This window comes from Sphingomonas liriopis, from assembly GCF_024211255.1.
In the GTDB taxonomy this organism is placed as follows: domain Bacteria; phylum Pseudomonadota; class Alphaproteobacteria; order Sphingomonadales; family Sphingomonadaceae; genus Sphingomonas; species Sphingomonas liriopis.
In genome coordinates this window covers 203,890-230,410 of record NZ_JAMLDY010000002.1, presented here as the reverse complement: position 1 = coordinate 230,410, position 26,521 = coordinate 203,890, and the positions used below count along the sequence as shown (strand labels likewise).

Below are 26,521 nucleotides of genomic sequence, written 5' to 3'. Positions count from 1 at the left end.
GCGATGGTAGCGGGTGGGGGCAATGGCAGGCTCAAGGGGGAGGATTATCGTGTCCCATATCGATTCCCGTTTTTCGAAGCGCGCGCTGATCGCGCTGCGCTCCAGCACCGTCGCGATCGGCAGCATCCTGCTGGTCACCGGCGGTGCCGCGTTCGCGCAGGAAGCGCCGAACCCGCAGTCGCCGACCGCCAACCCGCCCGCCGCGGCGACGGTCAACGCGCCGGCCCCCGCCGCCGAGCCGACTCCCAATCAGGACGCCGCTCAGGCGCAGACCGTCCAGAACGCCGTCGCCGATGACGGCGACATCGTCGTCACCGGCATCCGCGCCAGCCTCGCCAACTCCGCCAAGATCAAGCGCGATTCGACGCTGATCGTCGACAGCGTCTCGGCCGAAGACGTCGGCAAGCTGCCCGACGTGTCGATCGCCGACAGCCTCGCCCGCCTGCCCGGCGTCACCGCACAGCGCCTCGAAGGGCGCGACCAGCGCCTGTCGATCCGCGGCCTCGGCCCCGATTTCTCGACGACGCTGCTCAACGGCCGCGAACAGGTCACCGTCGGCGACAACCGCGGCGTCGAATACGACCAGTATCCTTCCGAATTCTTCCGCAACGTCAACGTCTACAAGTCCGCCGACGCCTCGCTGATCGCGGCGGGTATCTCGGGCACCGTCGACCTGCGCATGCTGCGCCCGCTCGACCAGCCGGGCCGCGTCTTCGCGATCAATGCGCGCGGCCAGATGAACGGCATCGACAATCTCAACCCGGATTCGTCGCGCTACGGCTATCGCGGCTCGGCGACCTATATCGACAAGTTCGCCGACAACACGCTCGGCATCGCGATCGGCGTGTCCGCGACGCAGACGCCGTCGCAGGACGAGCGCTACAACGCCTGGGGCTATTCGGGCAGCGGCACCGCGGCCGACCCGTACGTCCTCGGCGGCGCCAAGCCCTACGTCCAGTCAAACGAGCTGCGCCGCTACGGCGCGGTCGGCACGGTGGAGTGGGAGCCGTCCGACTCGTTCCATTCGACCTTCGACGCGCTCTATTCGAACTTCACGGAAGAACAGCGGCTGCGCGGTATCGAATTCCCGCTCGGCTTCTCCGATCCGGTCAAGAGCGGCATCGCCGTCACCAACGGCTTCGCGACGGCAACGACGTTCAGCAACGTCTTCGCCGTGCAGCGCAACGACTATAACAAGCGCACCGCCGAGAACCTGTCGCTCGGCTGGAACAACGACTTCAAGATCGCCGACAGCGTCCACCTCAACGTCGATGCCAGCTGGAGCCGTGCGACCCGCACCGACTTCCTGCTCGAGACGAACACCGGTACCGGTTACCAGAAGAGCGGTGCCGCCGATCGTGTGACCGTGACGCAGAATGCCAACGGCACCTACAAGATCGTGCCGACGCTCGATTACACCAACACCAACATCTTCAAGCTGACCGATCCGCAGGGCTGGGGCTATAACGGCACGCAGCCGGTGGTGCAGTCGGGCTTCCTCAACCAGCCGAGCTTCAAGGACGACCTCAAGTCGCTCCGCGCCAGCCTCAACGGTGAGTTCGAGGGCAGCGTCGTCAAGGGCTGGGAAGTCGGCGGCAACTTCAGCCGTCGCGAGAAGACCAGCGCTTACACCTCCTACTTCCTGTGCCCGAAGGGCGCGGGCACCGGCTGCACGCTCGCCAGCGGCACGCCGCGTACCGGCAACGTGCCGGCCGAGGCGCTGCTCGGCACCAACATCCCGCTGACCTATCTCGGCATCCCTGCGATGCTGACCTACGATCCGCTGTACGTGTACAACAACGCGCTGAATGCGGCGTTCGACGGCCGGCCATCGGCGCTGGTCCGCGACAATCGCGTCATCGAGAACGTCTACACCGGCTACGCCAAGCTCAACATCGACGGCGAGCTCGGCGGCAAGGCGATCAAGGGCGCGCTCGGCGTGCAGGTCATCCGTTCGGAACAGCGTTCGGTCGGCCAGATCGCCAGCCTCGTCGGTTCGACCGTCGTCGTCGCGCCGGCCGACCAGACCGAAAAGTACACCAACGTCCTGCCGTCGGCGACCTTCTCGGTCGAGCTCGTCGACAACGGCTACGTCAAGATGGGCGCATCGCAGACGATGGTCCGCCCGCGTCTCGACCAGGAGCGCGTGACGCAGGACGTGTCGGTCAACCCGGCCAATATCGGCATCCGTCCGATCGCCAGCAACCCGGTCTTCACCTCGACCGGTGGCAACGTCGCGCTGCGTCCGTACCAGTCGACCAACATCGATCTGTCGTTCGAAAAGTATTTCGACGGCGGCGGCTATGTCGCGCTGTCGGGCTATTTCAAAAACCTGACCGACTTCGTCGATCCCAACAACAGCCTGCCGTACGACTTCAGCGGCCTGCTCGCCACGCTCACCCCGGCGCAGCAGCAGGCGGTGATCGCCAACGGCCAGCAGATCGGCGTCGTCAGCACGCCGGCGAACACCGGCCGCGGCAACATCCTGGGCGTCGAGGCGACGATCTCGCTGCCGTTCAAGGCGATCACCAGCGCGCTCGACGGCTTCGGCATCTTCGCGAGCGGCAACTACACCGACTCGACGATCCGCTATGCCAACAGCCCTGCGGCGATCACGCTCCCCGGCCTGTCCGACTGGACCGGCAGCGGCACGATCTACTTCGAAAAGTGGGGCTTTCAGGCGCGCGCCAACTACCGCTACCGCTCGTCGTTCCTCGCCGAGATCGCCGGCCTGTCGGCCAACCCGGAATATCGCACCTCGAAGGCCGAAGGCATCCTCGATGCGCAGGTCGGCTACGAATTCCAGGAAGGCTTCCTGCAGGGCCTGTCGATCCTCGCGCAGGCGAAGAACCTGACCGACCGTCCGTTCATCACCTACCAGAACGGCGACGAACGCCAGATCCGCGACTATCAGCGCTACGGCCGCGACTATTACATCGGCGTCACCTACAAGTTCTAAGACCGGTTCCTTACCGGGACCTTGCGGGCTGTCGTCCTGTGACGGCAGCCCGTTTTGTTGATAGGCGACAGGCATGTCCGACCAACGCGTTACCACGATCGTCATCGCCGGCGGCGGCACCGCGGGCTGGATGGCGGCGGCGACCTTCGGCCGCTTCCTCGAAAGCGGCTATCGCATCCGCCTGATCGAATCGGAGGAGATCGGCACGGTCGGCGTCGGCGAGGCGACGATCCCGCAGATCCGCCTGTTCAACCAGGCATTGGGGCTCGACGAGGACGCCTTCCTCCGCGCCACCGGCGGCACGTTCAAGCTCGGCATCGCCTTCGACGGCTGGCGTGAGCCCGGCCACAGCTACATGCACGCCTTCGGCGACGTCGGCCGCGACGTCGGGCTGATCGCCTTCCAGCATTACTGGCTGCGCGCGAAAGCGCTGGGGCTGGCCAAGCCGCTCGACGCCTATGCGCTCAACGAGGTCGCCGCGCGCGCCGGTCGCATGCATCGTGGCGGGCCGCTCACCGCGGCGACGATCCCGGCGATGCCCTACGCCTTTCACTTCGACGCAGGATTGTATGCGGCGTACCTCCGCCGTTTCGCGGTCAACCGCGGCGTCGAACGCACCGAAGGCCGCATCGACCGCATCGAGCGCGACGGCGAGAGCGGCGACCTCGCCGCGCTGGTCCTCGCGTCCGGCGAACGGATCGAAGGCGACCTGTTCCTCGACTGCACCGGCTTTCGCGGCCTGCTGATCGAGGGCGCGCTGGAGACGGGCTACGAGGACTGGACCCACTGGCTCCCCTGCGACCGCGCGATCGCGGTGCCGAGCGCCAACGTCGGCGCGCCGCTGCCCTATACCCGCGCGATCGCACGCGAGGCGGGGTGGCAGTGGCGCATCCCGCTCCAGCACCGCACCGGCAATGGCCATGTCTATTGCAGCGCCTTCACCAGCGACGATGCCGCCACCGACACCTTGCTCTCGAACATCGAGGGCGAGCCGCAGGCCGAGCCCCGCCGCCTGCGCTTCGTCACCGGCCGCCGCAAGCGCGCATGGAACCGCAACGTCGTCGCGATGGGGCTGGCCAGCGGCTTCCTAGAACCGCTCGAATCGACCAGCATCCACCTCATCCAGGCAGCGATCGCCCGCCTCATCAAGCTGCTCCCGACGCTTCCCGTGGCGGCGGCGGTGCGCGACGAATACAACCGCCAGACCGATTTCGAGATCGAGCGCATCCGCGACTTCCTGATCCTCCATTACTGGGCGAACGGGCGGCCGGAGCCCTTCTGGCAGTCCTGCCGCGCGATGGAACTGCCCGACACGCTCAAGGCCAAGATCGAACTCTGGCAACAGGCCGGCACGATCGTCCGCGAGCACGAGGAACTGTTCACCGAGGACGGCTGGCTACAGGTGCTGGCCGGGCAGGGGGTCGAGGCGCACGCGCACCATCCCCTCGCCGACCAGATCGCGACCGGCGACCTCGCCGAGTATATGGAAACGCTCGAGCTGCTCTACCGGCGCGAGGCGAACGCGATGCCGACGCATGCGGCGTTCATCGCGCAGCATTGCGCCGCGCGGAGTTAAGGCGCGCTACCTTTCCACCGTTCGTGCTGAGCCTGTCGAAGTACGATGAGACTCAGGGTCCTTCGACAAGCTCAGGGCGAACGGCGGTGGGTCGATCGCGGTCCATTGCTCAACTCGACCCCCGCACGATCAGCCGCGGCTGCAGCAACGCCGTATCCGTCGGTTCCTCGGCGATCCGGCGCAGCAGCGTATCGACCAGCACCTCGCCCGCCTTGCGGTAATCCTGCGCGATCGTCGTCAGCGGCGGCTGCGTCGTCGCCGCGGCGGGGATGTCGTCGAAGCCGATGATCGCGACGTCCTGCGGCACGCGGAGCTGCGCCTCGGTCAACGCCCGCGCCGCGCCGAGCGCGATGACGTCGGATGCGGCGAACAGCGCGTCGAAGGGCAGGTCGCGCGCGATCAGCCGCCGCGTCGCGTCATAGCCGGATTGCTCGACGCTCAGCGCATCGACGTGCAGCCCGGGATGCACCGGCAACCCCGCCTCGCGCAGCGTCGCGCACAGGCCGCAATAACGGTCGCGGAATTCGGGATAATGGTCGTTGGCCTCGCCGACGAACGCGATGCGCTTCGCCCCGCGCGCGATCAGATGTTCCCCCGCCATCCGCCCGCCCGCGACATTGTCGCAGCCGATGGTGACGCCCAGATTGTCGGGATCGACCGATCCCCAGCGGACGAAATGCGTCCCCTGCGCGACCAGCGCCTCCAGCCGCGCCTTGTACAGCTCGTAATCGCCATAGCCGAGCAGGATGATCCCGTCCGCCTTGCGGCTGTCCTCGAAATCGCGGTGCCAGTTCGCCGACAGCTGCTGGAACGAGGTGAGCAGGTCGTAGCCCCGCGCCGCACAGGTGCGCAGGATCGATCCCAGCATCGACAGGAAGAACGGGTTGATGAAGCTGCCGTCGTCGAGCGGGTCCTCGAAGAACAGCAGCGCCAGCGTCATGCTCTGCCCGCGACGCAGCGAGGAGGCGTTCTTGTCGACCTTGTAATTGAGCTGGCGCGCGATCGCCTCGATCCGCATCCGCGTCGCGCTGCTGACCGTGCGGTCGCCGCGCAGCGCCCGGCTGACGGTGGGCTGCGACACGCCGGCGAGCGCGGCGATATCGAACGAGGTCGGCTTGTCGCTCGCCCCCGCTGCCCCCCGCCTTCTGCTCTTCACGGCCATCGGCAGAGCTTTACCGCAGCCCGGGCCGGGGCGATAGCGCGTTTGAATACGTATGCCCTATCCTTGGCTTGGCGGTCCCGCGCCCGCACAACGGCGGCTCGGACGCGGCCGGCGAAGGATCGGACGCGCGACACCCCGGGGGATGCATGCTGAAGCTCGCCACACGAACCGCGACCGCGCTGGCGCTGCTCCTCGCGGCCCCCGCCGCGTCGGCCCAGTCCATGTCGGCAACCGCGGATTATCGCGCGCGCCTGCCGCAGGACGAGGTGATCTATTTCCTGCTCCCCGATCGCTTCGAGAACGGCGACACCGCCAACGACAACGGCGGTTTGAAGGGGGATCGCAGCGTTACCGGCTTCGATCCCACCGCCAAGGGCTTCTACCACGGCGGCGACCTGAAGGGGCTGACGCAGCGCCTCGACTATATCCAGTCACTCGGCGCGACCGCGATCTGGGTCGGGCCGATCTTCAGGAACAAGCCGGTGCAGGGCGGCCCCGGCCAGCTGTCCGCGGGCTATCACGGCTATTGGATCACCGACTTCACGTCAGTCGATCCGCACCTCGGCACCAACGCCGATTTCGACGCGCTGGTGAAGGCGGCGCACGCGCGGGGGATGAAGGTCTATATGGACATCATCGTCAACCACACCGCCGACGTGATCCAGTATCGCGAATGCGTCGGCCAGCGGGAATGCCCCTATCGCAGGCGCGCCGATTACCCCTATCAGCGCCAGCTCGGCGTGAACGGCAAGCCGATCAACCCGGGGTTCGCGGGCGACGACGTCCGCACGCCGGAGAATTTCGCGCGGCTCACCGACCCGGCCTACGCCTACACCCCGTTCGTCCCCGCCGCCGAGCGGAACGTGAAGGTGCCGGCATGGCTCAACGACGTCACGCTCTACCACAATCGCGGCGACACGACCTATCGCAACGAAAGCTCGACGATGGGCGACTTCGTCGGCCTCGACGACCTGATGACCGAGAACCCGAAGGTGGTCGCCGGGATGATTGACATCTTCGGCGGCTGGATTGACCGCTACGGCGTCGACGGCTTCCGCATCGACACCGCCCGCCACGTCAACCCGGCATTCTGGGCGCAGTTCGTCCCCGCGATGGAAGCACGCGCCAAGGCGAAGGGTATCCCCAACTTCCACATCTTCGGCGAAGTGTCGGACCACGACGTCCGCCCCGCGGTGCTCGCGCAGCACACGATCGTCGACAAGCTGCCCGCGGTGCTCGACTTCTCGTTCCGGCAGGCGGTGGTGGAAACCGTCGCCGGCACGCGCGGCACCGATGCGTTTGAAGCGCTGTTCGACGGCGACGCGCTGTATGCGAAGGGCTTCGACACCGCGGTGCAATTGCCGACCTTCACCGGCAACCACGACGACGGCCGCTTCGCCACCTTCGTGCGCAAGGCGTTCCCGCAGGCCAGCGACGCGGAGGTCCTCCGGCGCGTCATGCTGTCCAACGCAATGCTGCTGACGCTGCGTGGCGTCCCGACGATCTATTCGGGCGACGAACAGGGCTTCGTCAGCGACGGCAACGATCAGGACGCGCGCGAGGACATGTTCGCCAGCCGCGTCGCGGTCTACAACGACAACCGCCTGCTCGGCACGAGCACGACCACTGCGACCGCGCACTTCGGCCAGGACAATCCGCTGTTCAAACAGACTGCGATGCTGGCCAAGCTGCGCACCGCGACGCCGGCGCTGACCCGCGGTCGGCAACAGCTGCGCGCGCGCGAAGAGACACCGGGCCTGCTCGCCATCTCGCGCTTCGACCCGACAACCGGCGCGGAAATCCTCCTCGCCTTCAACACCTCAACGGCGCCGCTGACGCGGCAGGTCGAGGTCGGAGTCGGCGCGACCGCCGCGACGACGCTCGCCGGCACCGGCTGCGGCGCGGTCGCCGCACCGGGCAGCCTGACGATCACGCTTCCTCCCCTCGGCTATGCCGTCTGCGCACTCAAGGCCACGCAATGACCTCTCTCGAACGCCCGTGGTGGCACGGCGCGACCATCTACCAAATCTACCCGCGCAGCTTCGCCGATTCGAACGGCGACGGCGTCGGCGACCTCGCCGGCATCACCGCGCATCTCGACCATGTCGCCAGCCTGGGCGTCGAGGCGATCTGGCTGTCGCCCTTCTTCACGTCGCCGATGGCCGATTTCGGCTATGACGTATCCGATTATTGCGACGTCGATCCGATCTTCGGCACGCTCGCCGATTTCGACGCGCTGGTCGTCCGCGCGCATACGCTCGGCCTCAAGGTCATCGTCGATCAGGTCTGGGCGCACACCAGCGACCGGCACCCCTGGTTCGAGGAAAGCCGCTCGAGCCGCGACAACCCGCGCGCCGACTGGTACGTCTGGCGCGATCCCAAGCCGGAAGGGTCGCCACCGAACAACTGGCAGTCGGTCTTCGGCGGCCCGGCCTGGACGTGGGACGCGCGCCGCGGCCAATATTACATGCACAATTTCCTGAAGGAGCAGCCGCAGGTCAACGGCCATCATCCAGCGGTGCAGCAGGCGTTCCTCGACGTCGCGCGCTTCTGGCTGGAGCGCGGCGTCGACGGCTTCCGCATCGACGCGATCAACTTCATGATGTTCGACCCCGATCTGCGCGACAACCCGCCCGCGCCGCTCGACGACGGTGTGCCCCGCACCCGCCCGTTCGATTTCCAGCTGCACCAATACAACCAGAGCCACGACGCGATCCCCGGCTTCCTCGAACGAGTCCGCGCGCTGTTCGACAGCTACGAGGCGCGCTTCACCGTGGCGGAGGTCGGCGGTGCCGACAGCGACCGCGAGATGAAGCTGTTCACCGCCGAGGGGCGCCGCCTCAACAGCGCCTATGGCTTCGACTTCCTCTACGCACCCGAGCTGACGCCGGCGGTGGTCGCCGACGCGATCGAAAAATGGCCTGAGCAGGACGGCGTCGGCTGGCCGAGCTGGGCGTTCGAGAACCACGACGCGCCGCGCGCCATCTCGCGCTGGGTCGCGGAGGACCGGCGCGAGGCGTTCGCGCGGATGAAGATGCTGCTGCTCGCCGCGCTCCGCGGCAACATCTTCCTCTATTACGGCGAGGAACTGGGACTGACGCAGGTCGACGTGGCGTTCGAGGACCTGCAGGACCCCGAAGCGATCGCCAACTGGCCGCGCACGCTGTCGCGCGACGGCGCACGCACGCCGATGCCGTGGGTCGCCGATGCGCCCAACCTCGGCTTCTCGGATGCCAAGCCGTGGCTGCCGATCGGCGCCGATCACGCCGCGCTCGCGGTCGATCGCCAGGAAGCCGACCCGCACGCGCTGATCCACTGGACGCGCGACGTGCTCCGCTTGCGCAAGCGCCACCCGGCGCTGCTCACCGGCGACATCCGCGTCGTCGCGGCGGACGATGCGATGCTCGCGATCGAGCGGCGCGGGGGGGGCGAGACCCTGCTCTGCGTATTCAACCTGTCGCCCGAGCCGCAGCGCTGGGCGCCCGACCAGCCCGATGCGTGGCAGCCGGTCGCCGGCACCGCGACGCAGGGCTGGCATTTCGACGGATATGGCGCATTCATCGCGCAACATACGGGAGAGGCATGATGACACACTTCAGGATCGGCGCCGCGATGGCGCTGGCACTGGTCGCGACCGCTGGGTACGCGCAGACCGATCCCAATGCGGTCGCGCAAATCCCCACCACCGCGTTCAAGCCGGTCGCCACGGCGACCTCGCCCGACAAGTCGCTGGTCGTCACCATCGCCTTCGACAACGACGGCCGCCCGACCTATGCGGTGGCCCGCAAAGGCAAGGCGATCCTCAACCCGGGCAAGCTCGGCGTGATGTTCACCGACGCGCCCAAGATCGAGCGCAACCTCGAACTGATCGGCAAGTCGACCGACAGCAGCGACAGCAGCTGGACGCAGCCGTTCGGCGAATGGAAGACGATCCGCGACCGCCACAACGAACTCACGCTGCGCTTCCGCGAGAAGGCAGGCCTGAAGCGCGAAATGGACGTCGTCTTCCGCATCTTCGACGACGGCATCGGCTTCCGCTACAATTTCCCCGATCAGCCCAATCTGCATCAGGCGAACATCAGCGACGAGCTGACCGAATTCGCCTTCGCGCAGAACGGCACCGCCTGGTGGAAGCCGGCGTACCAGTGGAACCGCGAGGAATACCTCTACAACAAGACCTCGCTCGATGCGGTGAGCACGGCGCAGACGGTGATGACGGTCAAGCTCGCCGACGGCACCCACGCCGCGCTGCACGAAGCGGCGCTGGTCGATTATGCCGCGATGAACCTCGCGCGCAGCGAGGGCAACACGCTGAAGGCCTCGCTGACCCCGGGCGCGGGCGCGCCCAAGGTTACGCGCATGGCGCCCTTCGCCTCGCCGTGGCGGACGGTGATCCTGTCCGACGACGCCCCCGGCCTGTACATGAGCCACCTCGAGCTCAACCTCAACGAACCCAACAAATTGGGCGACGTCAGCTGGATCAAGCCCGCCAAGTTCGTCGGCGTGTGGTGGAACATGATCAAGGGCGACTGGAGCTGGGCGACCGGCCCGATCCACGGCGCCACCACCGCCAACGTCAAGAAATACATCGACTTCGCCGCCGCCAACCGCATCCCCGGCGTGCTGGTCGAGGGGTGGAACGTCGGCTGGGACGGCGACTGGTTCGGTAACGGCAACGCCATGCAGTTCGACCAGCCGACCCCCGATTTCGACGCGGCGGAACTCTACCGCTACGCCAGGGCGAAGGGCGTGCATCTCGTCGGCCATAACGAGACCGGCGGCTCGGCGAGCCATTACGACAGCCAGCTCGATCGTGCGTTCAGCTACGCGCGCGACCACGGCATCCCGGTGGTCAAGACCGGTTATGTCACCGACGCCGGCCAGATCGAGCGCGTCGATGCCGACGGCACCAAGAAGCGCGAATGGCACGAGGGCCAGTGGATGGTGAACCACTATCTCCGCGTCGTGCAGACCGCGGCGAAGTACAAGGTTGGCATCGACAGCCACGAACCCGTCAAGGACACCGGCCTCCGCCGTACCTATCCCAACTGGCTGGCGCGCGAGGGCGGACGCGGCATGGAATACAACAGCTGGCCGGGCAAGAACCCGCCCAACCACGAAGCCAACATGTTCTTCACGCAGTGGCTCGGCGGCCCGATGGACTTCACGCCCGGCGTGCTGAGCCTCGAAGGGCAGGGCGGCAGCGCGATCCTGTCGACCGAGGCGAAGCAGCTGGCGCTATACGTCGTCATCTACTCCCCGGTGCAGATGGCCGCGGACACGCCGGAAAATTACGCAAAGCACATGAACGCCTTCCAGTTCATCCGCGACGTGCCGGTCGACTGGTCGGAAACGCGCGTACTCAACGGCGAGGTCGGCGAATACGTCACCGTGGCGCGCAAGGACCGCGCCGGCGACGACTGGTATCTCGGCAGCATCACCAACGAGGAACCGCGGACGCTCAACGTCGCGCTGGATTTCCTCGATGCCGGGCGCAGCTACACCGCCGAAGTCTACCGCGATGGCGCGGGGGCGGACTACCGGACGTCGGCGCGCCATTCCATCGCGATCGAGAAGCGCGTGGTGAAGAAGGGCGATACGCTCAGCCTGGCGCTGGCGCCCGGCGGTGGCCAGGCGATCCGCTTCGCCGCCACCGGCCAGGCGCGCCGGCGGTAAGTGTTCCGCAGGTCGCCCCACACCCGGCGTCACCCCGGACTTGTTCCGGGGTCCACGGTGCCACATATCCTCCGACCGCTGGTTACGAGGACGGGTGGACCCCGGAACAAGTCCGGGGTGACGAGGGGAGGGTGGCGAGGGTGACGACCCAGCCACCTCCTGCCTCGATTGCGATCCTCGGCGGGGGCACCGCCGGCTGGATGGCCGCGTGCCTGATGGCGCGCGCGTGGCCGAGCACGCGCATCACCGTCATCGAGTCCCCCGAGATCGGCATCGTCGGCGTCGGCGAGGGCTCCACCCCGCAACTAAAGGCGCTGTTCGACACGCTCGGCATCGCCGAGGCGGACTGGATGCCGGCGGCGGACGCGACCTACAAGGCCGGCATCGCCTTCCACGGCTGGGCGGACGATACGCCGTCCTATTTCCACCCCTTCGCCGGCCAGATCGACCTTCACACGCAGGGCGCCTTCTTCGCCAGTACGCGCGCGCGCCGGCTCGGCGCGGACGTGGGGGCGCATCCCGATCGCTTCTTTCTCAATGCGCGACTCGCCGCGGCGGGAAGGGCACCGCTTGCGGCAGCGAACTTCCCGTTCCGCATCGGCTACGGCTATCACTTCGACGCGCACAAGGTCGGAGCGGTGCTGCGCGATCACGCTCTCACCCGCGGTGTCGGCCATCTGCCGCGGCGGGTGACTGAGGTCGTCGTTGGCGATGACGGCAACGTCGCGCGGCTGATGCTCGACGCGGGCGACGCTGTCACCGCCGAGCTGTTCGTCGACGCCAGCGGCTTCCGTTCGGTGATCGCGCAAGGTGCGCTTTGCGTGCCGTTCCGTTCCTTCGCCAACAATCTGTTCGCCGACCGGGCGGTGGTGCTGCCGACGCCGCGCGGCGAGACGCTGCCGGTACAGACCAAGGCGACCGCACTGTCGGCAGGCTGGGCGTGGGACATCCCGCTGACCACGCGCACCGGCAACGGCTACGTCTATTCCTCGCGCCACCTGTCGGCGGACGCGGCCGAAACCGAGCTGCGCGCCCACTTGAGGCTGCTTGACGCCGACGTCGCCGCGCGGCACCTGACGATGAAGGTCGGCCGCGTCGAAACGAGCTGGACCGCCAACTGCCTCGCCATCGGATTGGCGCAGGGCTTCATCGAACCGCTCGAAGCGACCGCACTCCACATCGTCCAGGCGACGATAGAAGACTTCATCGCCGCGCAAAGCAAGGGCGAGCGCGACACCTTCAACGCCGCGATCGCACGCCGCTACGAAGGCATACGCGACTATATCGTCGCCCACTACCGGCTGAACCGCCGCCGGGGCGCCTTCTGGCTGGAGAATGCGGCGAACGGCGATCTGTCGGACGATCTCAAGGCGATCATGACCGCCTGGTTCACCGGCCGCGACGTCGCAGAGGTGATCGCCGCGCGCGACCTCGCCGGTTATTACGCGCCGATGTCGTGGGAGGTGCTGTTCGCCGGCTACGGCCACTTCCCCGACGCCGCCCGGCTACGATCATCGCCGCCGGTCGCCGATCTTGGCGCGGTGGATGTGTTCCTCGACGGCTGCCTGCTCAATTTCCCAGACCATCAAGCGGCGCCAGACCGCACCCGGAGGATGCCATGACGACCGCCACCACCCGCCCGCGGCAGAGCTGGGCGGGGCTATGGAACATCTCGTTCGGCTTCTTCGGCATCCAGATCGGCTTCGCGCTGCAGAACGCCAATATGAGCCGCATCTTCCAGTCGCTCGGCACCAGCCTCGACGATCTGCCCGCCCTGTGGGTGGCAGCACCGCTGACCGGGCTGCTGGTACAGCCGATCATCGGCCACATGAGCGACCGAACCTGGCTCGGCCGGCTTGGGCGGCGACGGCCGTATTTCCTCGCCGGATCGGTGCTCGCGGCGATCGCGCTGCTGCTGATGCCGGAAAGCCCGGGGCTGCTGATGGCGGCGATGCTCTTGTGGGTGCTCGACGCCTCGCTCAACGTGTCGATGGAGCCGTTCCGCGCCTTCGTCGGCGACATGCTCGACAAGGACCAGCATGCCGCGGGCTATGCGGTGCAGACCGCCTTCATCGGCGCGGGCGCGGTGTTCGGGTCGATCTTTCCGTGGCTGCTCGAACATCTCGGCGTATCGAACGTCGCGAGCGGCGGCGGCATCCCCGATACGGTGCGCTTTGCCTTCTGGTTCGGCGGCGCGGCCTTGTTCCTCGCGGTGCTGTGGACGGTGCTGACGACGCGCGAATATTCACCCGACGAGATGGCGGCGTTCCACGGTGCCGCCGACGAGGACCACGGCCACACCATGCGCGTCCTTGCCGCGCGGAGCTATACGAGCAGCCTCGTCTGGATCGGTGCGGGTATCGTCGTGATCGCCGCAGTCGCTGCGCTGGGGCTGGAGAAGGAGGTATACCTGCTCGGTGCCCTCCTCGTCGGCTACGGGCTTGCCAGCATCGTCGCGATCGCGCGGGCGCGCAGCGGCAGCCCGGCAGGGATGCTCGGCCACATCGTCGGCGATTTCGGCGGCATGCCGCCGTTGATGAAGCGGCTCGCGGTCGCGCAGTTCTTCAGCTGGTCGGCGCTCTTCATCATGTGGATCAACACCACGCCGATCGTCGCCGGCGCCTTCTACGCCGCGCCCGATGCGCAAAGCCCGCTCTACCAGCAGGCGGGCAATTGGGTCGACGTGCTGTTCGCGACCTACAACGGCGTCGCCGCATTGGCGGCCCTCACGCTGCTGCCGCTGCTGGCGAAACGGATCGGGCAGGCGAAGACGCATATCGTCGGCCTGCTCTGCGGCGCGGCCGGGTTCGCGAGCTTCTTCGTCGTCACCGATCCCAAATGGCTGCTCGCCAGCGAGGTCGGCATCGGCATCGCTTGGGCGTCGATCCTCGCCATGCCGTACGCGATCCTCGCCTCCAGCCTGCCGCAACGCAAGCTCGGTATCTACATGGGCCTGTTCAACGTCTTCGTCGTCGTGCCGCAGCTGCTGGTGGCGACGGTGATGGGGTCGATCACCAAGCATTTCTTTCCGACCGCGCCGATCTGGACGCTGGCCTTCGCCGCCGGCGCGCTGCTGCTCGCCGCGGTGGCGATGACGCGGGTGATCGCCAAGCCGGACGCCAGCGCCTAGAGAACGGCGGAGAGCAACCGCCGGGACATGCGATGATGCCGACGACATTGGTGACGGGCGCGGCGGGCTTCATCGGCATGCATACCGCCGATGCGCTGCTCGCGCGGGGCAGGCGGGTGATCGGGATCGATTCGCTCAACGCCTATTACGACCCGGCTTTGAAGCACGCGCGGCTCGCCCAGCTGACCGAGCGGCACGGCGATCGCTTCACCTTCCTGCCCATCGATTTCGCCGATGCCGGCGCATTGCACGCGGCGCTGGAGGGGCGCGACTTCGACCGCATCGTCCATCTCGGCGCACAGGCGGGGGTGCGCTATTCGATCGAGAATCCGCAAGCCTATGGCCAGTCGAACCTCGTCGGCCACCTCAACATCCTCGAACTCGCGCGGGCGCGGCGGGTGGCGCATTGCGTCTATGCTTCCTCGTCGTCGGTCTATGGCGGCAACACCTCGGTGCCGTTCCGCGTCGAGGATCGCGTCGATCGACCGGTGTCGCTCTACGCTGCGACCAAGCGCGCCAACGAGGTGATGAGCGAAAGCTATGCGCACCTCTATCGCCTGCCGCTGACGGGCCTGCGCTTCTTCACCGTCTATGGCCCGTGGGGACGGCCGGACATGATGCTGTGGATCTTCACGCGTGCGATGTTCGCCGGCGAGCCGATCCCGGTGTTCAACCATGGCCGGATGGAGCGCGACTTCACCTTCATAAACGACATCGTCGCGGGCGTCGTCGCGGCGCATGACAATCCGCCCCCCGACGACGGCGCGGAGAAAGCGGGCGGCAGCGTCTCGCCGCACCGGCTCTACAATATCGGCAACAACCGGTCGGAACCGCTCGGGCGCGTGATCGATCTGCTGGAAGCGGCGACCGGCCGGCCGGCGGTACGCAACTATCTGCCGATCCAGCCCGGCGACGTGGTGCGGACGGCGGCCGACATCGATGCAATCGCCCGCGATCTGGGCTATCGGCCGACCACGTCGATCGACGTCGGCGTGCCGCGCTTCGTGGACTGGTATCGCGCCTATCACGGCCTGTGACGCCGCTGCGGCGATCGTCACATTTTCGGCACCGCAGCGATGCCGTTCCTGCCCTTCCGCCGGCGCACCATCATGCGCATCTTGGCGGCAACCGGGCCGTTGTTGCCCACAGGAGATACGCCATGATCGAACGTCGCCCCTTCGCCAGCCTCGGCGGTGCCAACCACGGCTGGCTCGATGCCAAGCACCATTTCTCGTTCGCCAATTACTATGATCCCAAGCGGATGGGCTGGGGCCCGATCCGCGTGTGGAACGACGACGTCATCGCCGCGGGCACCGGCTTTCCGCCGCACCCGCATGCCGACATGGAGATCGTCACCTACGTCCGCAGCGGCGCGATCACGCATCAGGACAGCCTGGGCAACACCGGCCGCACCGAGGCGGGAGACGTGCAGGTGATGAGCGCCGGATCGGGCGTCCGCCATGCCGAATACAATCGCGAATCCGACGCGACGACGCTGTTCCAGATCTGGATCGAGCCCAAGGCGCGAGGCGGTGCGCCGTCCTGGGGTGCCAAGCCGTTCCCCAAGGGCGAGCGTTCGGGCAGGTTCGTGACGCTGGCGAGCGGCTTCGCCGAGGATACCGACGCGCTGCCGATCCGCACCGACGCCCGCGTCGTCGCCGCGACGATCAAGGCGGGCGAGACGGCGGACTATGCGCTCGGCGCCGGACGGCACGCCTATCTGGTGCCGGCGACGGGCGCGATCGAGGTCAACGGCGTCGCGCTGAACGCGCGCGACGGCGCGGCGATCGTCGACGAGCCGGTGCTGCGCGTGACCGCGCGCGAGGATGCCGAGATCGTGCTGGTCGACGCGGGCTAACGCCCCGCAACCCGACCGTTCGTGCTGAGCCTGTCGAAGCACAGGTGAGACTCAGGCCCTTCGACAGGCTCAGGGCGAACGGCGGGGATGAGTTAGCCTAAGCCATTGCATCCGCCGCTTTCCGCTCCGCGCGGAAGCGGTGGAGCAGGGGTTCGGTATAGCCATTGGGTTGCTCCACCCCTTCGAACACCAGCGCACGTGCCGCCCGATAGGCGAGGCTGTCGTCGGCATGCCCGCTCATCGGCCGATAGAGCGGGTCGCCTTCGTTCTGCCCGTCGACCTTGGCCGCCATGCGGGTGAAGGCGGCGTCGACCTCCGCCGGCGTCGCGACACCGTGGAGCAGCCAGTTGGCGATATGCTGCGACGAGATGCGCAGCGTCGCGCGATCCTCCATCAGCCCGATGTCGTGGATATCGGGGACCTTGGAACACCCCACCCCCTGATCGATCCAGCGCACGACATAGCCGAGGATCCCCTGCGCATTGTTGTCGAGTTCGGCGCGGACCTCGTCGGGCTGCCAGTTGCGTCCCGCCGCGGCGACCGGGATGGTCAGCAGGTCGGCAAGGCTCGCCACCGGTTCGGCGCCACGCTCGCGCTGGCGAGCGAAGACGTCGACGCGGTGGTAATGCGTCGCGTGCAGCGTCGCCGCGGTGGGCGAGGGCACCCAGGCTGTATTGGCGCCGGTCTGCGGATGACCGATCTTCTGGTCGAGCATGTCCGCCATCCGGTCGGGCGCCGCCCACATCCCCTTGCCGATCTGCGCCTTGCCCGACAGGCCGCAGGCGAGGCCGATCTGGACGTTGCGGTTCTCGTAGGCCGCGATCCAGGCGCTCGCCTTCATGTCCGCCTTGGGGATCATCGGGCCGGCGCGCATCGACGTGTGCATCTCGTCGCCAGTGCGGTCGAGGAACCCGGTGTTGATGAAGACCAGCCGGTGACGCAGCGCATGGATGCACGCGGCGAGATTGGCGCTGGTGCGTCGCTCCTCGTCCATCAGCCCGACCTTGATCGTGTGGCGCGGCAGGCGGAGCAGGTCCTCGACCGCGTCGAACAGGCGGTTGGTGAAGGCAGCCTCGTCCGGCCCGTGCATCTTGGGTTTGACGATATAGACCGATCCGGCGCGGCTGTTACGGCGCGGGCCGTTGACGTCGTGCAGCGCGATCAGGCTGGTGACGATCGCGTCGAGGATCCCCTCCGGCGCCTCGCTGCCGTCGGGAAGGCGGATCGCGGGATTGGTCATCAGATGGCCGACGTTGCGGACGAACAACAGGCTGCGCCCGGGCAGCGTCAGCGTGCCGCCGTCGGGCGCGGTATAGCTGCGGTCGCCCTCCAGCGTGCGGGTCAGCGTTCGGCCGCCCTTGTCGAAACTGGCGGACAGATCGCCCCGCATCAGCCCGAGCCAATTGGCATAGGCCGCGACCTTGTCCCCGGCATCGACCGCCGCGACCGAATCCTCAAGGTCGCAGATCGTGGTCAGCGCGGATTCGAGGATGACGTCGGCAATGCCGGCGGGATCGTCGCGGCCGATGCGATGGTCGCGGTCGATCACCACCTCGATGTGCAGGCCATGGTGCCGGAACAGCAGATTGTCGCCGTTGCGCCCGACCAGCTGCGCCGGGTCGGCGAGAGCGGGCGTACCGCCGGTCCAGTCGCTCCAGCTGCCGCCGGCGAGCGGGACGGCGGAATCGAGGAACGCCTTCGCCCAGGCGATCACCTGCGCACCGCGAGCGGGATCATAGCCGCCGGGTCGGGCCGTGCCGGGCAAGGCGTCGGTGCCGTACAGCGCGTCGTACAGGCTGCCCCAGCGTGCGTTGGCGGCGTTGAGCAGGAAGCGCGCGTTGAGGATCGGCACGACGAGCTGCGGCCCAGCCATCGTCGCGATCTCGGCGTCGACGTTCGCCGGGTCGATCGCGAACGGCGCCGGCTCGGCGACGAGGTAGCCGATATCGCGCAGGAACGCTTCGTAGGCGGTGGCATCGAAGGCGTTGTCGCGGTGCCAGCCATCGATCGCCGCCTGCAGCCGATCGCGCGTCGCGAGCAGATCGCGGTTCGCTGGCGTAAAATCGGCGAAGATCGCCGCGACGCCGGTCCAGAAGGCTGCGGGGTCGATGCCGGTGCCCGGCAGCGCACGTTCTTCGAGAAAGGTGGCGAGTTCGGGGGCGATGGATAGCCCGGCACGGTTCGTCATGACACATGATCCCTTGATGACGCACCATTACTAGACCCCCACGGATCATCGCGGTAGAGGCGAAGATGTTGAAACACCTTCTCCATACGGGCACGAATGGCACTCGATCCTGATTACGCCCTTTTCGTCGCGGTGGCCGACGGTGGCAGCCTGTCGGCAGCGGCACGGGCGCTCGGCCTGTCGCCGGCGATGGTGTCGAAGCGGTTGCAGCGGCTCGAACGGCGGCTGGGCGTGACGCTGATGCATCGCACGACGCGGCGGCTGGCGCTCAGCCCCGCGGGCGAGCGATTCCGCGACGATCTCGGCGGCATTCTGTCGGCGCTGGCCGAGGCGGAGGCGCGGGTGACCGGCGCGCGGGAAGCGCCGGCAGGGCGGCTCAAGGTCTCGGCGCCGACCTCGTTCGGGCGGCTGCACGTCGCGCCGCATCTGGGCGCGTTCCTTGCCGCCTATCCGGGAATCGCGCTGACCTTCGACCTCGACGACGGCTTCGTCGACCTGCTCGGGAAGCGGGTGGATTGCGCGATCCGCATCGCCGCCAACGTGCCGGCCGGGATCGCCGCGGAACGGCTGGGAACGAGCCGCCGCATCCTCTGCGCCGCCCCGGCCTATCTGGCGGCGCAGGGCATGCCGGCGTCGGTCGACGATCTCTCACGCCATCGCCTGCTCGCGGCGGAGGGCCAGATGCCATGGCGGCTGGTGTCCGCGACGCGCACGGCGGCGATCGACGGCACCAGCCACGTCCGCACCAATTCGAGCGAGATGGTACGCGAACTGGCGCTGGGCGGGGTGGGAATCGCGCTGCGCTCGCTGTGGGACGTCGGTGAGGCACTCCGCGACGGACGGCTGGTGCGGGTGCTGCCCGACTGGGAGGGGTCGAGCGACGTCGGCATCTATGCCGTGCATCTCGCGAGCGCGGCGGTGCCGGCCGCGGTGACTGCATTCGTACGGTTCCTGCAGGAGACGATCGATCCCGCCTACTGGGGCTGATGCTCGCCCAAGTCTTTGCTTAGGCAATGCTTTGTTGTAGCTTAACCCGCTCGGGGGACGCGATGACGGTTCGGGCGACGCCGCTGGCGCAATGTATCACGGACGAGCGCTGCACGATCGTCGCAGCGGACGACGCCTATCTCGAGCTCCTCCGCCGACCGCGGGGCGAGATCGTCGGGCGTTCGGCGCTCGATTTCACCGCGGCGGCGGATCGCACGCTCAACCACATGCTGCTGGCGAAGCTCAATCGCGAGGATCGCGGCTATGCGATGACCAAGCGCTACGTGCGCGGCGACGGCACGCTGCAATGGGTCAGCAGCCATATCTCGCCGGTCAGCGACGGCGTCGGCCCTCGCCGTATCCTCGCCACCTTCACCGTCGCGAGCGAGCCGGAGGTGATCCGTGACGTCGCGCATATCCGCCGTTGCGCGTTCGACGTCACCCGCGTGCTGACATCGGTGAAGCAGCGGTTCGGCGACGAATTGATCGGTGCGCCAGCGTTGGAAGCGCTGCTCCACCTGCATCTCGCCGAACTGGAGGGGCGATCGCTGACGCCGCGGTGCATAGCCGCGCTGATCGGCCAGAGCGAACGCACGACGCTGCGCTGGATCGGCGTGCTCGAACAGCGCCGCCTCGTCGAGGTGGAACGAGTCGGCTTGCTCGACCTTGCGGCACCGCTGCGCATTTCGCTGCTCGCACAACAGACGATGGAGGACGTCGTCGCGCCCTTCGGCACCGCACCCCGTCAGCGTAGCGTCGCCGCGGCGGCAAGCGCCCGCTCGCGCCCTTCGCGATGCCCGACGATCTTGGCGGGATACCCGCGCGGGCGCACGCCATGCGCGTCGGGATCGTGGATCGTCGTATCGGACAGGCCGGAAAGCTCGGGCACCCAGTCGCGGATATAATCCGCCGCGTCGAACTTCTCTGACTGGCCGAGCGGCGCCATGATCCGTCCGAACATGTTGGCATCGACGCCGGTGCCGGCGACCCACTGCCAATTGACCGAATTGTTGCCGTAGTCGGCATCGATCAGGCAGTCCCAGAACCAGCGCTCGCCCGCGCGCCAGTCGATCAGCAGATGCTTGACCAGGAAGCTGGCGGTAATCATCCGCACGCGATTGTGCATCCAGCCGGTCGCCCACAATTGGCGCATGCCGGCATCGACGATCGGATAGCCGGTGCGGCCCTGCTGCCATGCCTTCAGGTCGTGCTGCGCGTCGGCATCGTCGCGCCACGGCAAGGCGTCGTACCTGCGCCGGCCATTGACCGATCCGTAGTCGGGCAGCGCGAGCAGCACGCCGGCAGTGAAATCGCGCCAGGCAAGTTCGCGCAGGAAGGCGGCGGACGCCGCATCGTGGCCGAGCGCATGATAGATCGTGGCCGACGAAACCTCGCCATGGTGCAAATGCGGCGACAGGCGCGACGTGCCCTCTTCGGACGGCAGATTGCGGCGCCGGTCGTAGGCGGCGACCTCCTTGGGCCAGTCCTTCGCCTTGCCCAGCGCCTCGGCCTCGCCCGGGATCCAGTCCTCGGCAAAGCGCGTCGCCCAGTCGGGTTTGTGCGGCAGCAATCGCCAGTCGGCGAGCGCATCGCTGGCAGGCCATGAAGCCGGTGCATGAATCGCCCGTGGCACGGCAAGCGGCTCGGGCGGCGGGAGGTGCGACTGCAACGCCTTCCAGAACGACGAGAAGACCTTGAACGGCGTGCCGGCACCGGTGGTGACGTCCTCGATCCGGGCGAGGCGGTTGCCGTCGTGCAGCACGATCCGGTCGGCGAGCGCATCCTCCGCCTTGCGCCACCAGGGCTCGTAATGACGGATCGCATGGATCTGGCCGGCACCGGTCTCGTCGAGCAGCTGTTGCAGTACATCGACAGTCTTGCCCCGGCGCAGGATCAGGCGGCTATGCTTGGCCTTCAGGCGCACGTCCAACGCGGCGAGGCTATGGTGCAGCCACCACCGCTGTGCGCCGCCGATCGCCCATGGCCCGGGTGCGTCGTCGTCGAGGATATAGACCGGGATCACCGGCCCTTCGTGACTGGCGGCGACGAGGGCGGGCTGGTCGTGGAGGCGCAGGTCCTGACGGAGCCACAACAGGTTCGGTACGGTCATCGCCGATCCAAGCGTTCGGGCGCGCTGCGCGGTTCCGTTCGGGCAACGCAACTGCCGGTGGAGAAGGCTGTTCGTCCCCCACAATTCCGCTTAATTAAATCGATCGCTGGTGGGGCGAGGGAGCGTGCTACACACCACCGTCACCCCGGACTTGTTCCGGGGTCCACTCGACCACAGGCTCAAACGCTCGCGGCACGGTGGATGCCGGAACAAGTCCGGCATGACGGGTGAGGTGGGCAGAGGCCTTGCACTCCCCTGAAGCGATGGTTGGGTTTCCGCTTCATAGACGTGCTACGGCCCTGTCCTATGAAGGACGTAGCGCTCAAACGAGTCATAATCGCAGCGGCACTGCTCGGCGCCTGTTCGCCATCGGCACCCGACCCCGCAGCGCCACGACTGCCGGTCCCGATCCGCGGATCGGAACAGATGACACTCGTCCGTGGCACGGCGCTCGAACAGCTGGTGCGTGGCAGCTTGCAAACACGTCGCGGCGCAGTACCGCCGGTCGAACGGTTCGCCGCGGTCGGCGACGACTATACGCTGCGCTTCAACGACAGACCGGATTCGGCCGGCCGCTATCGGGTGACGCCCGATCGCATATGCCTGCGCTTCGAAGGGGATCGCAGCAGCTACTGCCGCTTCTACCTGACCGATCGCACAGGCAAGGTCTGGATGGCGGAGGACGATCGCGACTATCCGCTGCATGTCGCAGAGGTGACGGTGGCGCGGGATACCCAAACCGCTGTCCGTGCCGAGCCTCTCGAAACACCTTAACGCAGAACGAAGAGGCCGGGCGCGACGGACCTTGGACGTCAAGATGCCCCGCATACCGAAGATGATTTACGCGGAGGGCGCGGAGGGCGCGGAGGGCGCGGAGGTGTATCGCGCGGACAGCGTAGCTCTTTGATCGTCATCGCCTGATGGTGAACGTGACCGACGCAGCAAGCCCAACATCTCTGCGTCCTCCGCGCCTCCGCGTGAACAAGATCACTTCTTTTTCAATATGTTTCGCTGATGTCGGAGAATATCACGCCACCATCGCGGTGCCGGCGATGACCTTGTCGAGCGTGATGGGATATTCGCGGATGCGCACGCCGCTGGCATTGTAGATCGCATTGGCGATCGCCGCGCCGACGCCGCACAGGCCGAGCTCGCCGACACCTTTCGCCTTCATCGGCGACGACATCGGATCGACCTCCTCGAGGAAGATCACCTCCTGATGCGGAATGTCGGCATGCACCGGCACCTCGTAGCTGGCGAGATCGTGATTGACGAAGAAGCCGAAGCGCTTGTCGATCGCGAGCTCTTCCATCAGCGCGGCGCCGACGCCCATCGTCATCGCACCGATCACCTGGCTGCGCGCCGACTTGGGGTTCAGGATGCGCCCCGCCGCACACACCGCGAGCATGCGGCGGATGCGAATCTCGCCGGTATAGGCATCGACGCCGACCTCGACGAAATGGCCGGCGAAGGTCGATTGCTGTTCCTTCTTGGCGAGATCGCCGAACTCGATGCTGTCCTCGGCGGACAGGCCTGCGTCGCCCGCCGCCTGCGCCAACGGCACGCTGCGGTTGCCCGAGCGGACCTTGCCATCGGCGAATTCGACGTCGGCGGAATTGAAGCCGAGCTTTTGCGCCACCGCCTCGCGCAGCTTCATGCACGCCGCATAGACGCCCGCGGTCGAGCTGTTGGCGCCCCATTGGCCGCCCGACCCGGCGGCGACGGGGAAGCTGCTGTCGCCGAGCAGCACGTTCACCTTCTCCAGCGGCACACCCATCACCTCGGCAGCGGTCTGCGCAATGATCGTATAGGTGCCGGTGCCGATATCGGTCATGTCGGTGGCGACGGTGACCATGCCCTTCTTGTCGATGCCGACCCGCGCGCCCGACTTCATCGTGATGTTGTTGCGGAAGCCGCTGGCGACCCCCATGCCGACCAGCCAGCGCCCGTCGCGGACGGAACGCGGCTTCGCATTGCGCTGCGACCAGCCGAATTTGTCGGCCCCCATGCGCAGACATTCGACCAGCTGACGCTGCGAGAATTTGCGGCCCGGCTTTTCGGGATCGACCTGCGTATCGTTGACGATGCGGAACTGGACCGGGTCCATGTTCAGCTTTTCCGCCATCTCGTCCATCGCGACCTCGAGCGCCATCAGCCCGGGCGCTTCGCCGGGCGCGCGCATCGCATTGCCCTCGGGCAGGTCGAGCACCGCGAGCCGCATCGACGTCAGGCGGTTGGCGCCGGCATAGAGCAACCGGGTCTGCGACACCGCGGTCTCGGGGCCACCACCGGGCAGATCGCCCGATCCGCTCTCATGCGCGATCGCGGTCAACTTGCCGTCCTCGCCCGCGCCGAGGCGGATGCGCTGGCGTGTCGCCGGCCGGTGCGTCGTATTGTTGATCATCAGTGGGCGTTGCAGCGCCACCTTGACCGGCCGGCCCGCCTGTTTCGCGCCCAGCGCGGCGAGGATCGCATCGGCGCGGACGAACAGCTTCCCGCCGAAACCGCCGCCGATATAGGGCGAAATCAGCCGGACATCGTCCTTGGGAATGCCGAGCGTCTTGGCGACGTCGCCCTTGCCCCAGGCGATCATCTGGTTCGACGTCCACAGCGTCAGCTTGTCGCCCGCCCACGACGCGATCGAGGCATGCGGCTCCATCATCGCGTGGCTCTGGTCGGGCGTTTCGTACAAAGCGTCGAGCTTGATCGGTGCGGCGGCGAACGCCTTCTCGAAATCGCCGACGCGATGGACTGGGGGCGCCTTGTCGTCGTCGCCCTTCAGCGGCGCGGTCTTGAGCGCGGTGTCGAGGTCGAAGCGGCCCTTGTCGCGCGCATAATCGACACGGATCAGCGCTGCGGCGGCACGCGCCTGTTCGAACGTCTCCGCGACGACCAGCGCGACCGCCTGATGGTAATGATCGATCGCCGGGCCGCCGAGCAGCTTGGCGGTATTGAAATCGCCCTTCACCAGCGGTCCGGCCGTATCGGCGGTGACGATCGCCAGCACGCCGGGTGCGGCCTTGGCGGCGGTGAGGTCCATCGCGGTGATCCGCCCCTTGGCGATCCCCGCCCCGACGACATAACCGTACGCCGCATCGGGCGCGGCGTCGTGGCGCTCATAGGCATAGGGCGCGGTGCCGGTCGTCTTGAACTTGCCGTCGATGCGGTTCGTCGGCTTGCCGATGACCTTCAACTGGTCGATCGGGTTCTGGCCCGCAGGCTGGTCGAACTTCATGCTGCGTCTTTCGCTTGTGCGATCACCGCGGCGAGCGTGCGCTCGACGAGGGGCACTTTGAAGGCATTGTCCGGGCGGGGGCGGGCACCGGCGAGCAGCCGGGTCGCGACCGCCTTGGCGCCCTGCGGCAGCGCGGCTTCCGCCGCCTCGACGCGCCACGGCTTGGGGGCGATACCACCGATCGCGACATGACCGCTGCCGTCGCGCTGCAGGATCGCCGCCACGGAAACGAGGGCGTAGGCATAGGAAGCGCGGTCGCGGACCTTGTGATAGATGTGCGTACCGCCGACGGGCTTGGGCAGCGTCACTGCAGTAATGAGCTCGCCCGGCTGCAGATTTGTATCGATGTGCGGCGTATCACCCCACACGCGGTGGAAGTCGGCGATCGGGATGTGCCGCGTGCTGCCGGAGGGCTGGACCGTCTCCACCGTCGCGTCGAGCACGCGCATCGCCACCGCCATGTCGCCCGGGTAGGTGGCGATGCAGGCATCGCTTGTGCCGATGATGCCGAGCTGGCGGCTATAACCACCGATCGCGGCGCAACCCGAGCCGGGCTTGCGCTTGTTGCAGGGTTGGTTGGTGTCGTAGAAATAGGGGCAGCGGGTGCGCTGGAGCAGATTGCCTGCTGTTGTGGCCTTGTTGCGCAACTGGCCGCTGGCGCCGGCGACGATCGCTCGGGTGAGCACGCCATAGTCGCGACGGACGCGTTCGTCGGCGGCGAGGTCGGTGTTGCGCACCAGCGCGCCGATGCGCAGGCCGCCATCGGGCGTCGGCTCGATCTTGTCGAGCGCGAGGCGGTTGACGTCGACGAGGTGGACGGGCTCCTCGATCTGTAGCTTCATCAGGTCGAGCAGGTTGGTGCCGCCGGCGATGAACTTGGCGCCGGGCCTGGCGGCGACGGCAGCCGCTGCCGCGGCGGGGCTTTCGGCGCGTTCGTAGGTGAAGGCCTTCATGCTTTGGTCCCCGCCACTTCGCTCATCGCGTCGATGATGTTGGAATAGGCGCCGCAGCGGCAGATATTGCCACTCATCCGTTCGCGCATTTCGACGGCGGTCGGCGACGCGCCCGCGGTGATGTCGGCCTGAACATGGCTGGGTACGCCGCGCTTGATCTCGTCGAGTACCGCCACCGCCGAGCAGATCTGCCCCGGCGTGCAATAGCCGCACTGATAGCCGTCGTGCTTGATGAAAGCCGCCTGCATCGGGTGCAGGTCGTCGGGCTTGCCGAGGCCTTCGATCGTGGTGATCTCGTCACCGTCGTGCATCACCGCCAGCGTCAGGCACGAGTTAATCCGGCGGCCATCGACCAGCACGGTACAGGCACCGCACTGGCCGTGGTCGCAGCCCTTCTTGGTGCCGGTCAGCTTCCAATGTTCGCGCAGGGCGTCGAGCAACGTGGTGCGGGTGTCGAGGTCGAGGCGGCTGGTGCGGCCGTTGACCTTCAGCGTCACCGGCATCGTCGGGGTCATCGCGCGGTCCTGCAGCGGCGGCGTCGCGGCCTCGGCGGGCAGCGCCGTCGCGGCAACGCCGACGGTCCCGGCCGCGATCACGCCGCGGCGGGACAGTTGGAATTCGTTCTGACTCATAAGGAAGCCCCCGTGATGCTGTCGAGCCCCGGGACCTTCACGATCCCGATCGCCG

17 protein-coding genes and 1 pseudogene are annotated in these 26,521 nt (G+C 67.4%); 12 read left to right on the top strand and 6 right to left on the bottom strand.

The features are described from left to right. Window positions 1-49 precede the first annotated feature (49 nt). Both M9979_RS02440 and M9979_RS02435 read left to right on the top strand, forming a co-directional pair. Complete coding sequence (locus M9979_RS02440; protein ID WP_254287742.1) at window positions 50-2,959, top strand: TonB-dependent receptor; 2,910 nt, start codon at window positions 50-52, stop codon at window positions 2,957-2,959. A 73-nt stretch (window positions 2,960-3,032) separates the two neighbouring features. Then, complete coding sequence (locus M9979_RS02435; protein WP_254287741.1) at window positions 3,033-4,535, top strand: tryptophan halogenase family protein; 1,503 nt, start codon at window positions 3,033-3,035, stop codon at window positions 4,533-4,535. Window positions 4,536-4,644: 109 nt separating this feature from the next. Here the strand turns inward: M9979_RS02435 and M9979_RS02430 are convergent, their stop codons facing one another. Beyond that, entirely contained in the window at window positions 4,645-5,697 is a 1,053-nt protein-coding gene (locus M9979_RS02430) for a LacI family DNA-binding transcriptional regulator (protein ID WP_254287740.1), read from the bottom strand. 146 nt (window positions 5,698-5,843) lie between these two features. Here M9979_RS02430 and M9979_RS02425 point away from each other — a divergent pair, with 146 nt between their 5' ends. The 7 genes from M9979_RS02425 to M9979_RS02395 all read left to right on the top strand — a co-directional run bounded on the left by M9979_RS02425 (window position 5,844) and on the right by M9979_RS02395 (window position 16,361). Further along, the gene (locus tag M9979_RS02425; RefSeq protein ID WP_254287739.1) at window positions 5,844-7,679 is read left to right on the top strand and encodes an alpha-amylase family glycosyl hydrolase; all 1,836 of its coding nucleotides are present in this window, start codon (window positions 5,844-5,846) and stop codon (window positions 7,677-7,679) included. Beyond that, the gene (locus M9979_RS02420; protein ID WP_254287738.1) at window positions 7,676-9,283 is read left to right on the top strand and encodes an alpha-amylase family glycosyl hydrolase; all 1,608 of its coding nucleotides are present in this window, start codon (window positions 7,676-7,678) and stop codon (window positions 9,281-9,283) included. The genes M9979_RS02425 and M9979_RS02420 overlap by 4 nt, the downstream gene beginning before the upstream one ends. Continuing rightward, entirely contained in the window at window positions 9,280-11,373 is a 2,094-nt protein-coding gene (locus M9979_RS02415) for a glycoside hydrolase family 97 protein (RefSeq protein WP_254287737.1), read from the top strand. Before M9979_RS02420 ends, M9979_RS02415 begins: the two co-directional genes overlap by 4 nt. Before the next feature lie 140 nt (window positions 11,374-11,513). After that, complete coding sequence (locus tag M9979_RS02410; protein WP_254287736.1) at window positions 11,514-12,995, top strand: tryptophan halogenase family protein; 1,482 nt, start codon at window positions 11,514-11,516, stop codon at window positions 12,993-12,995. Beyond that, window positions 12,992-14,503, top strand: a complete 1,512-nt coding sequence (locus M9979_RS02405) for an MFS transporter (protein ID WP_254287735.1) — start codon at window positions 12,992-12,994, stop codon at window positions 14,501-14,503. The genes M9979_RS02410 and M9979_RS02405 overlap by 4 nt, the downstream gene beginning before the upstream one ends. 35 nt (window positions 14,504-14,538) lie before the next feature. Beyond that, window positions 14,539-15,540, top strand: a complete 1,002-nt coding sequence (locus M9979_RS02400; protein WP_254287776.1) for an NAD-dependent epimerase/dehydratase family protein — start codon at window positions 14,539-14,541, stop codon at window positions 15,538-15,540. A gap of 122 nt (window positions 15,541-15,662) precedes the next feature. Beyond that, complete coding sequence (locus tag M9979_RS02395; protein ID WP_254287734.1) at window positions 15,663-16,361, top strand: pirin family protein; 699 nt, start codon at window positions 15,663-15,665, stop codon at window positions 16,359-16,361. 97 nt (window positions 16,362-16,458) lie between these two features. Here the strand turns inward: M9979_RS02395 and M9979_RS02390 are convergent, their stop codons facing one another. Further along, entirely contained in the window at window positions 16,459-18,549 is a 2,091-nt protein-coding gene (locus M9979_RS02390) for a malate synthase G (RefSeq protein WP_254287733.1), read from the bottom strand. A 96-nt stretch (window positions 18,550-18,645) separates the two neighbouring features. Here M9979_RS02390 and M9979_RS02385 point away from each other — a divergent pair, with 96 nt between their 5' ends. Continuing rightward, on the top strand, window positions 18,646-19,536 hold the full coding sequence (locus tag M9979_RS02385) for a LysR family transcriptional regulator (protein ID WP_254287732.1): 891 nt from the start codon (window positions 18,646-18,648) through the stop codon (window positions 19,534-19,536). Window positions 19,537-19,562: 26 nt separating this feature from the next. Beyond that, window positions 19,563-19,901, top strand: a pseudogene (locus M9979_RS02380) (PAS domain S-box protein); the annotation flags it as partial. A gap of 380 nt (window positions 19,902-20,281) precedes the next feature. Here M9979_RS02380 and M9979_RS02375 read toward each other — a convergent pair. Then, on the bottom strand, window positions 20,282-21,646 hold the full coding sequence (locus M9979_RS02375) for a cryptochrome/photolyase family protein (protein ID WP_254287731.1): 1,365 nt from the start codon (window positions 21,644-21,646) through the stop codon (window positions 20,282-20,284). 426 nt (window positions 21,647-22,072) lie between these two features. Between M9979_RS02375 and M9979_RS02370 the strand changes: the two genes are divergently transcribed. After that, on the top strand, window positions 22,073-22,420 hold the full coding sequence (locus tag M9979_RS02370; protein ID WP_254287730.1) for a hypothetical protein: 348 nt from the start codon (window positions 22,073-22,075) through the stop codon (window positions 22,418-22,420). Between the two features lie 253 nt (window positions 22,421-22,673). Here the strand turns inward: M9979_RS02370 and paoC are convergent, their stop codons facing one another. Genes paoC through paoA form a run of 3 tightly spaced genes read right to left on the bottom strand, consistent with a single transcriptional unit; the run spans window position 22,674 to window position 26,466 of the window. Next, window positions 22,674-24,881 carry an aldehyde oxidoreductase molybdenum-binding subunit PaoC gene (gene paoC / locus M9979_RS02365; RefSeq protein WP_254287729.1) on the bottom strand — a complete coding sequence of 736 codons (2,208 nt, stop codon included), beginning with the start codon at window positions 24,879-24,881 and terminating at the stop codon, window positions 22,674-22,676. Continuing rightward, window positions 24,878-25,834 (bottom strand): FAD binding domain-containing protein, encoded by a 957-nt coding sequence (locus M9979_RS02360; protein ID WP_254287728.1) that lies wholly within the window; start codon window positions 25,832-25,834, stop codon window positions 24,878-24,880. The genes paoC and M9979_RS02360 overlap by 4 nt, the downstream gene beginning before the upstream one ends. Then, entirely contained in the window at window positions 25,831-26,466 is a 636-nt protein-coding gene (paoA, locus tag M9979_RS02355; protein ID WP_254287727.1) for an aldehyde dehydrogenase iron-sulfur subunit PaoA, read from the bottom strand. The genes M9979_RS02360 and paoA overlap by 4 nt, the downstream gene beginning before the upstream one ends. Between the last annotated feature and the right edge of the window lie 55 nt (window positions 26,467-26,521).

What these genes read in the sequence shown, in the direction of transcription:
- M9979_RS02435 (WP_254287741.1), top strand. Translation starts at nt 3,033, where the DNA reads ATGTCCGACCAACGCGTTACCACGATCGTCATCGCCGGCGGCGGCACC.
- M9979_RS02430 (WP_254287740.1), bottom strand. Translation starts at nt 5,697, where the DNA reads ATGGCCGTGAAGAGCAGAAGGCGGGGGGCAGCGGGGGCGAGCGACAAG.
- M9979_RS02425 (WP_254287739.1), top strand. Translation starts at nt 5,844, where the DNA reads ATGCTGAAGCTCGCCACACGAACCGCGACCGCGCTGGCGCTGCTCCTC.
- M9979_RS02420 (WP_254287738.1), top strand. Translation starts at nt 7,676, where the DNA reads ATGACCTCTCTCGAACGCCCGTGGTGGCACGGCGCGACCATCTACCAA.
- M9979_RS02415 (WP_254287737.1), top strand. Translation starts at nt 9,280, where the DNA reads ATGATGACACACTTCAGGATCGGCGCCGCGATGGCGCTGGCACTGGTC.
- M9979_RS02405 (WP_254287735.1), top strand. Translation starts at nt 12,992, where the DNA reads ATGACGACCGCCACCACCCGCCCGCGGCAGAGCTGGGCGGGGCTATGG.
- M9979_RS02400 (WP_254287776.1), top strand. Translation starts at nt 14,539, where the DNA reads ATGCCGACGACATTGGTGACGGGCGCGGCGGGCTTCATCGGCATGCAT.
- M9979_RS02395 (WP_254287734.1), top strand. Translation starts at nt 15,663, where the DNA reads ATGATCGAACGTCGCCCCTTCGCCAGCCTCGGCGGTGCCAACCACGGC.
- M9979_RS02390 (WP_254287733.1), bottom strand. Translation starts at nt 18,549, where the DNA reads ATGACGAACCGTGCCGGGCTATCCATCGCCCCCGAACTCGCCACCTTT.
- M9979_RS02385 (WP_254287732.1), top strand. Translation starts at nt 18,646, where the DNA reads ATGGCACTCGATCCTGATTACGCCCTTTTCGTCGCGGTGGCCGACGGT.
- M9979_RS02375 (WP_254287731.1), bottom strand. Translation starts at nt 21,646, where the DNA reads ATGACCGTACCGAACCTGTTGTGGCTCCGTCAGGACCTGCGCCTCCAC.
- M9979_RS02370 (WP_254287730.1), top strand. Translation starts at nt 22,073, where the DNA reads ATGACACTCGTCCGTGGCACGGCGCTCGAACAGCTGGTGCGTGGCAGC.
- paoC (WP_254287729.1), bottom strand. Translation starts at nt 24,881, where the DNA reads ATGAAGTTCGACCAGCCTGCGGGCCAGAACCCGATCGACCAGTTGAAG.
- M9979_RS02360 (WP_254287728.1), bottom strand. Translation starts at nt 25,834, where the DNA reads ATGAAGGCCTTCACCTACGAACGCGCCGAAAGCCCCGCCGCGGCAGCG.
- paoA (WP_254287727.1), bottom strand. Translation starts at nt 26,466, where the DNA reads ATGAGTCAGAACGAATTCCAACTGTCCCGCCGCGGCGTGATCGCGGCC.